Below are 14,920 nucleotides of genomic sequence, written 5' to 3'. Positions count from 1 at the left end.
GATGAAAAAAATACACGTGCTAGCACTTATTCCAGTTCTTTGTTTAGTAGTTGGACCAGTATTTGCAAATTCGGTCACTCCTTACGTATGGGGGATGCCATTTTTATTATTTTGGGTACTATTATCAGTGCTCATTACGTCTCTTTGTATGGGTCTTGTGTACGTATTCGATCCTGCTAATAAGGGGGACGTAAAATGACTGCATTATTTATCATTATTATATTTTTGTTTCTCGCACTATTTTTAGGAATTCGGGCACAACATGGAAAAGATATGAATTTAGAACAATGGTCAGTTGGAGGAAGAGGATTTGGAACTATTTTCGTTTTTCTCCTTATGGCAGGGGAAATTTATACGACGTTCACATTTTTAGGAGGAAGTGGCTGGGCTTATAGTAAAGGAGCTCCCACATTTTATATTTTAGGGTATGGTGCATTAGCTTATATTTTATCGTATTTCTTATTGCCTCCAATTTGGAAGTATGCAAAAGAACATAACCTCATTTCACAATCAGATTTCTTTGCGAAGAAATACAGGAGTAAGACGCTTGGGGTAATTGTTTCAATTATTGGTGTTATTTCGATTATCCCGTATCTTGTTTTGCAATTAAAGGGATTAGGAATTATCGTTTCGGAAGCTTCCTATGGAAGAGTGACACCTGTTATTGCGGTATGGATTGGTGCTATTGTTATAACTATTTATGTAATGGTTTCAGGTATACATGGATCGGCTTGGACAGCTGCTTTGAAGGACATTATGATACTATTTATCGTTATGTTTTTAGGTATATATTTACCGTATCACTATTACGGAGGATTTCAACCGATGTTTGAAGCTGTAGAAGCTGCAAAACCAGGTTTTTTATCTTTACCTGAAAAGGGAATGAGTATTTCTTGGTTTGTTTCTACTATTATATTAACGGCTCTCGGTTTTTATATGTGGCCTCATACATTTGCCTCAGCTTTCTCAGCGAAAAGTGAAAAAGTATTTAGGAAAAATGCAGCAATTATGCCTCTCTATTCTTTAGTTTTGCTTTTTGTGTTCTTTGCAGGTTTTGCTGCTATTTTACAAGTTCCAGGGTTAAAGGGAGCGGATGTAGACCTTTCATTATTCCGTCTTGCTCTTCAAACGTTTGATCCATGGTTTATTGGTATTATTGGTAGTGCAGGAGTGTTAACGGCATTAGTTCCAGGTTCCATGCTTGTTATGGCGGCATCTACGTTGTTAGCAAAAAATATTTACCGAACAATGGTGCCATCTGCTTCAGATAGACAAGTTGCAAAAGTAGCTAAGTTATTTGTACCTGTTGTAACGCTTGTTGCAGTATTGTTTACATTTAAAGGGGGAGAAACGATAGGGGCTCTTCTTTTAATGGGGTACAGTATAGTTACGCAACTTTTCCCTGCACTTGTATGTAGTTTGTTTCCACGTCAAATTATTACGAAGCAAGGAGCGATTGCAGGAATGGGGATTGGGTTGTTAATTGTCGCATATATTACCTTATCTGGTTCAACTATAGCTACGATGTTTCCGAGTTTTCCGCAATATATAAAAGATTTAAATGTAGGTATAGTCGCATTGTTAATGAATATGATTGTGATGTTTATCGTTAGTGGATTCACAAGAAATGTATCTGTAAAGACCGACAATATAATAGTAGAAAAGTAATTCGTATGTTAGAGCTATCTTCGAAAAGAGATAGCTCTTTTTTGTATATATTTTCTTCTATTAGCGGAATCTAACTAAAAACTTGTTGAAAAGGAAGTTAGGTGGGGAAATTGTTAGAGCTAAAAGGTAACTTGTTTGAAGTTATGAAGGAAATTAGAGATGAGTTAGGTTCACCTAATGATTTAACAATTAGAGAAGTTGCTCTTGCTGGTAGTTTTACACGTTGTGCGGTTGTTTTCTTATGTGGATTGACAGATAAGGATAATGTTTATAAATATGTAGTTCGTACACTTCAATATGAAGAAATACCAAATGAAGCAGCTGTGGTTCAGATATTATTGGATCGTTTTATTTCTATTGCAGAAGTCGGTATGAAGACGACTTTTCCAGATATTATAAATGCGGTTTTAGCAGGAGATACAGTTATATTAATTGATAATATTCAAACGGCTATTGTTGTTAATAGTAGAGCTTGGGAAAAAAGAAGTCTAGAGCCGCCAGTGACAGAAGATTTAATTCGTGGACCGAGGGTTGGGTTAAATGAAGATATTAATGTGAATAAAATGTTAATTCGCCGTGGTTTACGTGATCCGAAGTTACGGTTTCAATCTTATATTATGGGGAAGCGATCGCAGAAAGAAGTAACCCTAGTATATATAGAGGATATTATTAACCCTTACATCGTAAACGAGCTAGATCGGCGTCTTCAATCCATAGTGACAGATGTCATTTTTGAGACAGGAACGATTGAACAATTAATTCAAGATAATAATTTATCGCCGTTTCCGCAGTTTTTAAATACAGAAAGACCAGATAATATAGTGGCTGCATTGGCGAAAGGGAAAGCGGCCATTTTAGTAGATGGGTCACCATTTGCTCTTATAGCTCCACTAGTGTTTGTTGATATTTTTCAATCTGTAGAAGATCATTATGAGCGTTGGATAATTGGAACGTTATTAAGAATGTTACGTATGGGATCAGGGATCGCTGCTGTTTTATTACCTGCCATGTACGTAGCGCTTGTATCGTATCATCAAGGGCTTATTCCATCTAAACTAGCTTATTCCATTGCGGGAGCGAGAGAAGGGGTACCGTTTCCTGCTTATATAGAAACGTTAATGATGGCATTAACGATGGAATTAATACGAGAAGCCGGGATTAGGCTTCCGAAACCGATGGGGCAAACAATTGGCATCGTAGGCGGTCTTGTAATTGGAGAAGCGGCAGTAAATGCGGGGATTGTAAATCCGTTTTTAGTAATTATTATTGCGGTTACCGCAATTGCTACATTTTCACTTCCTGTATATAGCATTACGATTACATTTCGAATTTTACTTTTCGTCTTCGTGTTAGCTGCAACTGCTTTTGGGTTATACGGAATCATTTTAGCTCTTATTGCACTTGCGATCCATATTACAAATTTAAAGAGTGTTGGGGTACCGTATACAACACCTATTGCCCCTGCTTTTTATAAAGATTGGGAAGAAGAATTGGTTCGTCTACCAAAATCAATGTTAAAAGAGAGGCCAGAATATTTACAAACGAAAGACTCTACACTACGTCCAAAGGAGCGAGAGTAATTGAAGCCATTTGAATATGGGGATGAAGAAATTGGATCTCGGGAACTTGGTTTTGCGGTATCGTCAACAATTATCGGTATAGGTGCATTATCTATGCCTCGAGATATTGCTGACCAAACTTTATTTTCGGATGGTTGGATTATTTTGCTTTTGGGTGGATTGATATGTGCGGTTTTAGGGTGGTTTGTAACGAGGATAGCTATTTTATTCCCAAAACAAAACTTTGTTCAATATACAAGTGCGCATTTGACGAAACCTGTTGCGTACACAATTAGTAGTATTTTAGTATTAACGTTTGCAGCTTTGACAGCATATGAATCGCGAATGATTGCGGTTATTTCACAAACATATTTATTTAGTGATACACCAATACAGCTATTGTCTTTCTTCTTCTTATTAGTTGTTATTTATGGAGTAGCAGGATCGAGAGCGGCTTTATTAAGGTTAAATGTTCTATTCTTACCAATTGTGTTAATTGCGATAGTGCTTCTTTCTTTATTGAATGTGAACTTAATGGAAATAGATAATTTACTACCGGCTTTTCAAACGAATGTCAGTCAGTATGCTGTAGGAGTTAAGAATTCTATTTTTACATTCATCGGATTTGAGGTAGCTCTGTTTTATGCTGTGATGTTGAACGATAAGACAGCGAAAAAAGCGCCAATGGCAGTTGCAAAAGCAGTGATGGTAAACGTGTTGTCATACATTTTAATTTATGTAACTTGTATTAGTGTTTTTACGTATATGACAACACGTGGATTGACATATCCAACAATTGAATTAGGGAAAGAAATTGAAATTGGTGGAGGGTTTTTAGAAAGATTTGATGCGATTTTTTTTACTACTTGGATTATTACTATTTATAACACTACAGCAATGTATTATGACGTCGCATCTTTATTATTTTGTGCTATGTTTCCGAAAGTGAAGAAACATATTTTCATTTTTGTAAGTGCCCCGATTATTTTTATGGTGAATATGATACCTAGTAATTCGAAAGAATTGTCAAATTACGGGACTTATTTAGCTTGGATAGATATGGGGTTTGTCGTGCTAGCGCCTTTGTTAGTTTTTATTGTATATAAAATAAAAAGAAGGAATGGTAGAAATGAAACACCTTCTTAAAATTATAATGGTTATGGTTTTAGCTGGATCTATAAGTGGGTGCTCTGAGTTAGAAGAAATAGAAGAAAGAGGATTTGTAGTAGGTGCAGCTTACGATATTGTGAAGGAAAAGAAATCGAATCCAATTATGAAAGGGACGTATCAGATGGTACTTCCCAGTAAGTTAGCGCAACAAGGTGGCCAAGGCGGTGGAGATAGCGAAAATTATATTAATGTTAGTGCGAAAGCAGATAGTGTCTTTGAGCAAATACGAATTATCGCTAAAAAAATTAGTCGCTCATTATTCTTTCCGCATATACAAGTGATAATTTTTTCTAAAGATTTACTAGCGAATCCATATGTTTTACAAAATACGTTAGATGTATATATTCGCGATCACGAGATGAGAAGAAATATTCGTTTGTTCGTTTCTGAGAAAAATGCAGAAGCTATTTTAAAGCAGAGTGCCAAGCCTGAGAACTTACCGGCACAGTATATTGATATGTTAGCTGAGCATCCTCCGAAAAATGCTCAAATGATTGAAGCTGCAAGAATTGGTGAGGTACAGCAAAAAATGATTGCTAACCAAAGTTTCGTATTACCTATTCTCGAACTAACAAAGCAGGGGGTACAAATGAACGGGGCAGCGTTGTTTCGTGGAAAAGATAATAAGTGTGTAGGCAGTTTGAATGGAGAAGAAACATTAGGAATGAATTATGTAATAGGTAAAAAAATTGGAGGGTTCTATACTATCCGTAAACAAGGTCAGCTTGTTACATACGAAATTCATAAGATGCACCGAAAGATTAAAGTATCTACGGAAAATGCTACAAAACCGAAGTTTGATATCCATTTATCTTTGGAAGGGACCTTAGCAGAGTTGCATTTTAGTGATCATAAACAAATTATGAATGAAAAGCGATTAAAGAAAACCATTGCGGAGGAAATGGAGAAGCGTATCCAAAAATCGATTAAGCTTGTTCAAAAAAAATATAAGGTAGATGTATTAGCGTTAGGAGAAGTATATAAGCGGCATAATTATAAAGAATGGAAGAAGATAGATAAGAATTGGGATCAAGGTGAAAAATATTTTAGTAATGCTGAAATTACTGTTCATGTTCATCCAACGATTGCACATTCAGGTTCAGCTTTACCGAAGAGAGTGAAATAAGGTGATGTAAGTTGTTTACTGGACTAGGAATTAGTTGCACGATATTAATGGCGGTTCTTCCGGGAGCCATATACTTTATTCATAAAAAACTCACAACGTATGGAGCGCAGCCGTGGAAAGAAAAAAAGAAACCTGAATAATTTCAGGTTTCTTTCGCGCAAAGCATATGTGAAGGGGGATACCTTCTATGTATGCTTTGTTTTTTTATAGAAGTCCTAACCAATGTACCAATTGTGTAGAGAGGAATGTAACAACAATGGCAATAACAGTAGGGATTGCGAACGATAAGAATGTCCATTTTGCACTTTTTGTTTCTTTATATATGTTAACTAGTGTTGTTCCACATGGGAAATGAAGAAGAGAGAACAACATTGTGTTTAACGCGGTTAACCAAGTCCAACCGTGTTCTAAGAATAGATTTTTAATTTGATTAAAATCATCTATTTCAGTTAAAGCACCAGTTGATAAGTAAGACATTAATAAAATCGGAATAACAATTTCATTAGCTGGTAGTCCAAGAATAAACGCTGCTAGAATAAATCCGTCAAGTCCTAACATTTTAGCAAATGGATCTAGGAAGTTTACAAAATACATAAGTAAGCTTGTGTCACCGATGAAAATATTAGCAAGTAACCAAGTTAATGCAGCGGCAGGGGCAGCTACAACTACAGCTCGTTTTAAAACATATATTGATTTATCGAGTGTTGCGCGTACAATTGTATTCCAAACTTTTGGCTTACGGTACGGTGGTAACTCAAGTGTGTAGTGAGTCGGAACACCTTTTAAAGCTGTTTTTGATAGTACCCAAGAAACGGTTAATGTCATAATGACACCAATTACAACCATTCCAACTACAACGCCAGCAGTAACAAGTGTTTGCATACTACCTGTATAACCAGCAGCCATAAATAATGAAGCCATTAAAATTAACATAGGCCAGCGACCGTTACAAGGAACGAAGTTGTTTGTTAAGATTGCAAGCATACGTTCACGTGGTGATTCAATAATACGTGTTGACATGATGGCAGCTGCATTACAACCGAATCCCATTGCCATTGTTAAAGATTGCTTGCCATGTGCACCAGATCGTTTGAATAAGCGGTCCATGTTAAATGCGACACGTGGTAAATATCCGTAGTTTTCTAATAGCGCGAACATAGGGAAAAAGATTGCCATAGGTGGTAACATAACGCTAATAACAGCACCGATACCACGGAATAAACCAAGTATTAAAATGCCATGTAGCCATTCTGGTGCATGCATTGCTTGGAACCAAGATGTTAAATATCCTTCTACCCAGCCAAAGAACTTAGCGATCATATCAGAAGGTACGTTAGCGCCTGCAATTGTAAGATAAAAAATAATAGATAAAATACCGAGCATAATTGGGAATCCCCAGATTGGAGATGTGAAAATTTTATCTAGTTTTTCAGAACGATACAATTTATCGGTATTTGTATATTGGACAGCTTCTTTACATATACTTGCGGAGGTTCGATAAATATCTCCGACAATATCATCTCGTATATCTTCTTTTGAAAGTGTTTGTGCATGTTGAACAATATAGTCCAGTGGAAGAGCTTTACTGGCTGAGTGAGATTCCATTGATTACAACCTCCCTTACAAGTGGTTCGTTATGGTGTTTTTGAAGTGTAGTTAAGAAATTCTTATCTCCATCTAATATACGTAATGCAATCCAACGTGCTGGATACGTATCACCGAATACTTTATAAATTTGTGGTTCTAATTCCTGAATCATATTTTCGATTTTATCGTTATAAGTAATTTTAATTGGTGTTGGAATTAGTTTTTTATTTGCTACTTTAGCGATGACATTTAGCAAATGACCAATGCCTACTCGGTTGCGAGCAGAAATCTTCACTACAGGTACACCGAGTGATTTTGCTAATTTCTTTTCGTCAATAATGATTCCTTTTTTCTCCGCTTCATCAATTAAGTTAATACAAATGACCACATCGTTTGTCATTTCCATCACTTGGAGTGCTAAATTTAAATTTCTTTCCATTGCCGTTGCATCTATAACAACTACAGTTACTTCTGGCTTTTCAAATATAATATAATCTCGTGCTACTTCTTCATCTGCCGAATTTGAATATAGTGAGTAAGTTCCAGGTAAATCTATTATTGTATATATATTTCCGCCGTGCTTATATTCCCCTTCAGCCTTTAAAACAGTTTTCCCCGTCCAGTTTCCAGTATGTTGTTTTAAGCCTGTTAAAGTATTAAATAATGTACTTTTTCCGGTATTCGGGTTACCAGCTAACGCAATGCGGTGGTTACTCATCTGAAATCATCTCCTATTAATACCCCGAAAATAAGGGAGCTTTCTTCACTACGCAGTGCAATAGTTGTGTTGCTTACTTGATAAGCAACTGGGTCTCCAAGTGGGCTGCGTTGTAATACTTTAATTGTCGCTCCAGGAAAAAAGCCTAAATCTAATAAACGTCGTTTCATAGTTCCTTCTAATTGTATCTTCTCAATTTGTACAAACTCTCCTGTTTTAAATTCAGAAAGTGGTTTTGTATTAGCCGATACCATAAAAGTTACCTCATCTCTATATTGTTAGTTTAAGTTTAAAAAGTTTCCTTAGGTAAACTTTTTGATACTAATATAGTAGACTACATTTAATGATGCTGTCAATTAGTACTTTAAAAATATTCAATTATTTTTAGAATTGTTCCAATTTATTGAGTTGTACCGAAAAATATTACTGGAATTCTTCTTAATGTAAATAAAGTAAGAGTGTAAAGTTTTAAAAATATAGTGGATTTGTAAATATAGTTTTAACTTAAAGGGCAAAATAAAGAAAAATATTTACATTGGATTTACATTGTTAAGAATAAATTTACAATACTGCGTGTTTAGTGTGGGTTTTGTTGGCTTTTTCAACTGTAAATGTTGGAATGTCTAGCTTTTATGGGATGTTATCTCTATTTACTTAAACTTAAAAATTGCTTAACACTCACATAATATTGTTGTCCTACAATGAATTTGTGTTCGAAAGAAAATGAATTCGAAAAGTGATAATCCAAATGGGGGTACAAGACATGGTTATGAAAAAGGGTATTAAATTTTCTTTAGCGGCTTTAGTTGTTGCAGGTGCATTAGTTGGATGTGGAAAAGCAGAAAGTACGGATAATAAGGAAGCTGCTAAAGGTAGCGATGCAAAACAAGAATTATCAGGTACGATTGCAGCGGCTGGCTCTACAGCTCTTCAACCTCTTGCGGAGGAAGCTGGAAAGAAATTCATGGAGAAAAATTCAAAAGTTTCTATTCAAGTTCAAGGTGGCGGTAGTGGAACTGGGATTAACCAAGTAGCATCTGGTGCGGTACAAATTGGTAACTCAGATGTTCCAGCTGGAGATAAAATAAAAGATGCTGAAAAAGCAAAAGAATTAGTAGATAACAAAGTTGCGGGTATCGCATTCGCACTTGTCGTAAATAAAGATGTAAAAGTTGATAACTTAACAGTAAAACAAGTGCAAGATATCTTCACTGGAAAAGTAACGAACTGGAAAGAAGTAGGCGGAAAAGATGAAAAAATCAATGTAATTAACCGACCAGCTTCATCTGGTACACGTGCTACTTTTGAAAAGACAGTGATGAAAGACGCGAAAATTAATGATGGAACTGGTACAACACAAGATTCTAATGGTGCTGTAGAGCAAGCGATTAACTCTACTCCAGGTTCAGTTAGTTACTTAGCGATGTCTTACATGGTTGGTGAGAAAAAAGGTGCGTTACAAACGGTTAAAATTGATGGATCTGAACCGAAAGTTGAAAATATTTCTGCTGGTAAATATCCATTCTGGTCTTACGAGTACATGGTAACGAAAGGTGAGGCGAAGGAAGCAACTAAGGCTTACATCGACTATGTAAAAGGTAAAGACTTTGAAAAACAAGTAGAAGATATGGGTTACATTCCAATGTCTAAATTAAATAAGTAATAAAATTTTATGGGGCTGGCTGCAAGGCCAGTCCTGTTCAATGCAATCTATGAAGTGGGGTCTGTCCTGTGATGAAGGGGAAAAAACAAATTAATTACGTAAAGAGTGAATATATAGGTAGATCACTTGTTACGTTTTGCGGTATCTTTATTGTTTTTATTACATTAGCTATTATTGCGTTTATTTGCGGCAAAGGAATTCAATCTTTCACGCAAAGTGGTATCTCGTTTTCTGAGGTGTTAACTTCGACAAAATGGAATCCAAATGCTGATCAAGGTACGTATGGTGCTGTAATCTTTATTGTCGGTTCGACACTTGTGTCGTTAGGTGCTGTTGTCATAAGTGCACCAATTGCTATAGCTCTTGCTATATTCATGAATTTAATTTCGCCGAAGTTTGGGAATAAAGTATTAAAGCCTGTTTTAGAATTATTAGTTGGTATTCCATCAGTTGTATACGGATTATTAGGGGTTACGATTTTGGTTCCTCTATTACGTGATTCGTTCGGTGGAGTGGGCTTTAGTTTAATTGCGGGTATTATTGTCCTGAGTATTATGATTTTACCTACTATTGCTAGTATTGCCTCTGATGCGATACGCTCTGTTCCGTTTGATTACTTGGAAGCTTCTTACGGTCTAGGATCGACGAAATGGCAAGCGATTAGCCGGATTATTGTTCCTGCTGCAAAACAAGGAATTTTAACAGGTATAGTTTTAGGGTTAGCGCGTGCTTTTGGTGAAGCGTTAGCGGTTCAAATGGTAATCGGGAACACGATTAAATTACCGGAAGGAATATATAGTCCAACAGCAACGTTAACTGGTATTCTAACAATGGATATGACGAATACATTGAACGGAACAGCTTGGAACAATGCGCTATGGACGTTAGCGATGATTTTACTTGTTATTTCATTCCTGTTTATTTTAGTAATTCGAGCGATTGGTCAAAGAGGTGAGCGATAATAATGAATGCAAGAACGGTAAATAAAGTTTGGACAGGTATCTTTTATGCGGTTGCAGCTTTAGTTGTAGCTTTGCTGGCTTTTTTAATGTACGAAATTCTGCAAAAGGGATGGGGATTTTGGGATCCTAGCTTCTTATTCGGAGAACCAAGCAATACAAGAGCTGGTGGGGGAATTGGTCCACAGTTATTCAATTCTTTCTACATGCTTGTTATAACACTTATTATATCTATTCCTCTTGGACTAGGGGCTGGAATATATTTAGCGGAGTATGCAAAACAAGGTCGTTTTTTAAGTTTTGTTCGTTTATGTATTGAAACAATGGCGTCTTTACCTTCTATTGTTGTTGGACTATTTGGCTTATTAGTATTTGTTACCATGACAGGCTGGGGATATACAGTAATGGGTGGAGCTCTTGCTTTAACTATTTTGAATTTACCTGGTTTAACACGTGTTTGTGAAAATGCGATTTCTGAAGTTCCTCATAATGTAAAAGAGGCGAGTCTTGGACTAGGTGCAACGAAATGGCAAACAATTGCCCGCATCATTATCCCGTCTTCGTTACCACAAATCATTACAGGTATTATTTTAGCGGCAGGCCGTATATTCGGTGAAGCTGCGGCGTTAATTTATACAGCGGGTTTAACATCACCTATTTTAAATTCAGCAGCGGACTTCTCGAGCCCCTCGCATCCTTTAAATCCATTTAGACCAGCTGAAACGTTAGCTGTTCACATTTGGAAATTAAACTCTGAAGGGATTATCCCGGATGCGAAGTTAATTGCAACAAAATCTGCAGCTGTATTAATTATTATGGTATTACTCTTTAATATCATTTCTCGTTTCGTAGCATCTGTATTACACAAGCGTTTTACAGGAGCGAAAAAAAGTCGTAAAACGACGAAGAAGGTAAAAGCGGCATAAATTGAAGGTAAGAGCTCTCTGTTTATAAACAGGGAGTTTTTTTACGGTCATTTTGTTGTTGGCAGTAAAAGGCCTTTACATGGTGAATATCTTATTGTGGATTCTGGAGAGCCGCTAGAGAAGTATGGTAAAAAAGTGATGGATTATATTATGGATAGGTAGAGGGATAAAAAAGGCGTTATCTTCATAATTGAAGATAACGCCTTTTGGTTTAAATATCAGGTGTTTCTGTTGAAGTACTTATTTTTCTGCGGGAGCGTCTTTTTCTCCCGATTTTATCTAATAGTTCATACATAACGGGAACGACTACTAATGTAAGAACGGTTGAGACTGCCAAACCACCGATTACAACGACGGCCAGACTTTTCGATACCATACTTCCCGCTTGAGATTGGCCGAATAGGAGTGGTAGCATAGCGACGATTGTTGTTATAGCTGTCATAATAATTGGGCGTAATCTAGTAGATCCTGCTTCTAGTAAGGCTTCTCTTGTTTCCATACCGTTTTCCCGATTTTGTTGTACTCTTTCTATTAATACAATAGCATTTGTAACGACAATCCCGATTAACATTAATGCGCCGATTAATGAATTTACGTCAACAGGTGTTCTTGAAATGATTAATCCTAAAATACCGCCGACAGCAGCTAATGGTAAAGAGAATAAAATCGCGAAAGGAGCACGTGCTTGCCCGAATGTGATAACCATAATTAAATATACAATCCCGATTGCGATTCCCATAATTTTGAATAGATCTGTGAAGTTCTCTTGCATAGATTCAGTAGCACCTGCGACATTTACTTTTGCTCCGTTAGGTAAATCTAAGTCGGCTATAGCCTTGTTTACTTCTGCGCTTACTTTGCTTAAATCTTCACTTGAAGCTTCTGCGGTAATTTGAATCGTTTCTTTCCCATCTTTATGGAAGATTTCCGTTTGAAGTTGTTTTTCTGAAATAGTTGCAATGTCTTTTAAAGGAATTGGTCCGTTAATAGGTGATAGTATGTTTGTGTTTAAAATATCTTCTTGTTTGTTAATGGATGCCTTTTTATGTTCTATCATAATGGTTGTTTTTTCATTATTGATTGAGATTTCCCCAATAGGAGATTTCTTCATAAGGAATGATACTTGTTGTGCTACTAATTCTGGTGTTAAACCGTGTTGTTCCGCTTTTGTTTGATCGATATGAATTTGCCATTCTTTTTTAGAGTCTTCTATATTTGTTTTTACTTTAGAGAGATCGTCCATACCTTTTAGTTTTGTTTCGACGATGTTAGCGGCCTTTTTTAAATTTGTTTCGTTAGTAGCGGTTACGTTAAATTGTAAGTTGTTTCCGCCTCCAGAGTCAGAGTAACTCGTTTTTATATAATCAAGTTCAGCTGGTTCAAAAGTATTATGATCCTTTTTTAATTCTTTAATATATTGGTCGATATTAGATCCTTTTTTAAAGACTACAAATATAGTTGCAAGATTGTTTTGAGTTGTCTGTCCCCATTGTGCATCTTCTGCGCTAGATCCCAGTCGCAAAATAACATCTGTTACATCAGGGTTAGAGAGTAGTTTCTTTTCGAAATCAAAGGCTTTTTGTTTTTTAGCTTCAGAATCATAATCACCTGGAAATGTCATGTTAACGGAAAGCATTGTATCGTCCTCAGACTTTATGTTCGCTTTCGGAAGTAGTATGTAGGCTGCAATTGATCCTGCAAATAATAAAAAAGAAGTGAGTAGAATGATAAACTTATGAGAAAGAGCCCACTTTAATGTAGCGACATATCGCGGTGAAGAATGTGAATTGCGACGTTTTGTTTTTTTGAGCAGTAAAAAAGCCATAAGTGGAACGACTGTTAATGCCACAATTAAGGAAGAAAGTATAGAATACACAACTGCTAACACCATAGGTAACATTAGTTTTCCGATTACTCCCGATACGAGACCGATAGGTAAAAAAACGGCGACTGTCGTTAAAGTAGAAGAGGTAATTGCGACGGCGACCTCTTTTGTTGCATCGAGAATAATATCTTTAGAGAAAGATTCTTTTTGTAAACGACGGAAAATATTCTCGATGACAACGATACTATCATCGACGAGACGTCCAACTGCAACAGCTAAGCCACCAAGAGTTAGAATGTTAAGTGTGATGTTAGATTGATGGAGTAAAAATAGTGTTAATAAAATAGATAATGGAATACTAACGACAGCGATGAGTGTTGTTCGGAAGCTGCGTAAAAAGATTAAGATAATGAGAGTTGCAGCAATTGCCCCAAGGATTACTTCTTTTCCCATACTAGTAACAGCATTTTCAACTTGCTCATGAGTTGAAGCTAAAAGTTTAATAGAGAATTGATCTTTATATTGCTTGCTTATATCTTTAATCTTTTTATCAATCTCTTTTCCGATTGCAACCGCATTTTTACTCGGCTCTTTCATGATGATTAATCCTGTTCCTTCTTCCCCGTTTATGTGCGAGATTGTATCGTAATGTTGTTTTAATTCAATTTGAGCAACATCTTGTAATTTTACTTGAGGTGTAACGGTGATGTTTTTTATGTCATTTACATTTTTTATATCCCCGATGACACGAAGATTGTATTCTGCCTTATTAACGGTAATTGCTCCGGCTGGAGTGGAAGTTTCTTTTCCTTGTAAAACTGTTAATACTTGCTGTGATGTTACGTTTTTATCTTTTAGTTGGTTAGGATCAAGTACGATGGATAATTCGGAAGTTGATTTTCCGAAAAACATAACATTGGCAACACCATCAATGCTTTCGAGTTGTGGTACGATTTCTTTCTCAATTTGTTTTTCGTCAGCTTTTGAAAATCCGTTTTGCTTCTGAATGGTAATTTGAGCGAGTGGAATCATAGAAGTGTTTAATTGGCTAACAACAGGTTTAGTTACATCTTTAGGTAATTTAATCGTATTAATTGTTTTTTCGACTTCGCGTGCCGCGTCTTTCATATTTGCCTTGGATGTATATGCAATGTCGATGCGTGATAATCCCTCATGTGTGGAAGAAGTGATGCCATCGATATGTTCTAAATTACGAAATTGTTTTTCAAGGGGATCAGTTACGTCCTTGGTCATCGTTTCAGCATCGAGCCCTTGAGATAATGTCGTAACAGTTATTGCAGGGTTATCGATGCTTGGTAAAAATTCCATAGGTAATTTAGAGCCGGAATAAACACCGAGTATGGAAATGAGAAAAACCATGATAATAATAGCGGCTCGGTTTTTTAATGAAAATTTTGTTAACCTATCCATAAAATAATTCCTCCATTAGTTTATTTATAGTTTTGTGGGCACTTTCTTACTATATAACAAAAATTGGATATCTTTCATTAATTAAATGTAAAAAAATTCTAACAATAATCTTAAGTTAATATTTCGAGGGGAAGTTTGTTATTTGTGGAAGCAAAATTCCTGATTGGAGAGAAAAATCAGGAATTAAAGTTTTGCTCTAGTATAGTGGCCACTTTTTTTGTTACTCTACATTTAAATGATTATTTGTCCTTCTTAAGTAGAACTATGGTAATTATAAAATTAAAAAAG

At 36.1% G+C, this 14,920-nt stretch carries 12 protein-coding genes; 8 read left to right on the top strand and 4 right to left on the bottom strand.

The annotated features are described in order from the left end of the window. The first annotated feature begins 1 nt into the window (after position 1). The 5 genes from MHH66_RS23005 to MHH66_RS22985 all read left to right on the top strand — a co-directional run bounded on the left by MHH66_RS23005 (position 2) and on the right by MHH66_RS22985 (position 5,523). Entirely contained in the window at positions 2-199 is a 198-nt protein-coding gene (locus MHH66_RS23005) for a DUF3311 domain-containing protein (protein ID WP_002029838.1), read from the top strand. Continuing rightward, positions 196-1,668, top strand: a complete 1,473-nt coding sequence (locus MHH66_RS23000; RefSeq protein ID WP_002125303.1) for a sodium:solute symporter family protein — start codon at positions 196-198, stop codon at positions 1,666-1,668. Before MHH66_RS23005 ends, MHH66_RS23000 begins: the two co-directional genes overlap by 4 nt. A gap of 101 nt (positions 1,669-1,769) precedes the next feature. Further along, entirely contained in the window at positions 1,770-3,248 is a 1,479-nt protein-coding gene (gene gerLA, locus MHH66_RS22995) for a spore germination protein GerLA (RefSeq protein ID WP_012260327.1), read from the top strand. Then, a complete protein-coding gene (gene gerLB, locus MHH66_RS22990; RefSeq protein ID WP_063218675.1) occupies positions 3,249-4,373 on the top strand; it encodes a spore germination protein GerLB in 1,125 nt (374 codons plus the stop codon). Next, positions 4,357-5,523, top strand: coding sequence for a Ger(x)C family spore germination protein (locus MHH66_RS22985; protein WP_063218674.1), 1,167 nt, complete (start codon positions 4,357-4,359; stop codon positions 5,521-5,523). The genes gerLB and MHH66_RS22985 overlap by 17 nt, the downstream gene beginning before the upstream one ends. Positions 5,524-5,727: 204 nt before the next feature. Here MHH66_RS22985 and MHH66_RS22980 read toward each other — a convergent pair whose 3' ends face one another. Genes MHH66_RS22980 through MHH66_RS22970 form a run of 3 tightly spaced genes read right to left on the bottom strand, consistent with a single transcriptional unit; the run spans position 5,728 to position 8,082 of the window. Continuing rightward, a complete protein-coding gene (locus tag MHH66_RS22980) occupies positions 5,728-7,128 on the bottom strand; it encodes a nucleoside recognition domain-containing protein (protein ID WP_063218673.1) in 1,401 nt (466 codons plus the stop codon). After that, complete coding sequence (locus MHH66_RS22975; RefSeq protein WP_002063836.1) at positions 7,106-7,828, bottom strand: FeoB small GTPase domain-containing protein; 723 nt, start codon at positions 7,826-7,828, stop codon at positions 7,106-7,108. Before MHH66_RS22975 ends, MHH66_RS22980 begins: the two co-directional genes overlap by 23 nt. Next, positions 7,825-8,082, bottom strand: a complete 258-nt coding sequence (locus MHH66_RS22970; RefSeq protein WP_002134462.1) for a FeoA family protein — start codon at positions 8,080-8,082, stop codon at positions 7,825-7,827. The genes MHH66_RS22975 and MHH66_RS22970 overlap by 4 nt, the downstream gene beginning before the upstream one ends. A 509-nt stretch (positions 8,083-8,591) precedes the next feature. Between MHH66_RS22970 and MHH66_RS22965 the strand changes: the two genes are divergently transcribed. The 3 genes from MHH66_RS22965 to pstA all read left to right on the top strand — a co-directional run bounded on the left by MHH66_RS22965 (position 8,592) and on the right by pstA (position 11,376). Further along, positions 8,592-9,491: a phosphate ABC transporter substrate-binding protein PstS family protein gene (locus MHH66_RS22965; RefSeq protein ID WP_000245113.1), complete on the top strand. Its 900-nt coding sequence runs from the start codon at positions 8,592-8,594 to the stop codon at positions 9,489-9,491. A 71-nt stretch (positions 9,492-9,562) separates the two neighbouring features. Beyond that, positions 9,563-10,453: a phosphate ABC transporter permease subunit PstC gene (gene pstC / locus MHH66_RS22960; RefSeq protein ID WP_002063837.1), complete on the top strand. Its 891-nt coding sequence runs from the start codon at positions 9,563-9,565 to the stop codon at positions 10,451-10,453. Between the two features lie 2 nt (positions 10,454-10,455). Beyond that, the gene (gene pstA / locus MHH66_RS22955) at positions 10,456-11,376 is read left to right on the top strand and encodes a phosphate ABC transporter permease PstA (RefSeq protein ID WP_002063838.1); all 921 of its coding nucleotides are present in this window, start codon (positions 10,456-10,458) and stop codon (positions 11,374-11,376) included. 211 nt (positions 11,377-11,587) lie between these two features. Here pstA and MHH66_RS22945 read toward each other — a convergent pair whose 3' ends face one another. Further along, positions 11,588-14,632, bottom strand: coding sequence for an efflux RND transporter permease subunit (locus tag MHH66_RS22945; protein ID WP_078184628.1), 3,045 nt, complete (start codon positions 14,630-14,632; stop codon positions 11,588-11,590). Positions 14,633-14,920: the final 288 nt, after the last annotated feature.

It is taken from the genome of Bacillus sp. FSL H8-0492 (genome assembly GCF_038006145.1).
GTDB classification, from domain to species: domain Bacteria; phylum Bacillota; class Bacilli; order Bacillales; family Bacillaceae_G; genus Bacillus_A; species Bacillus_A mycoides.
This window is presented reverse-complemented; position numbering and strand designations above follow the sequence as displayed.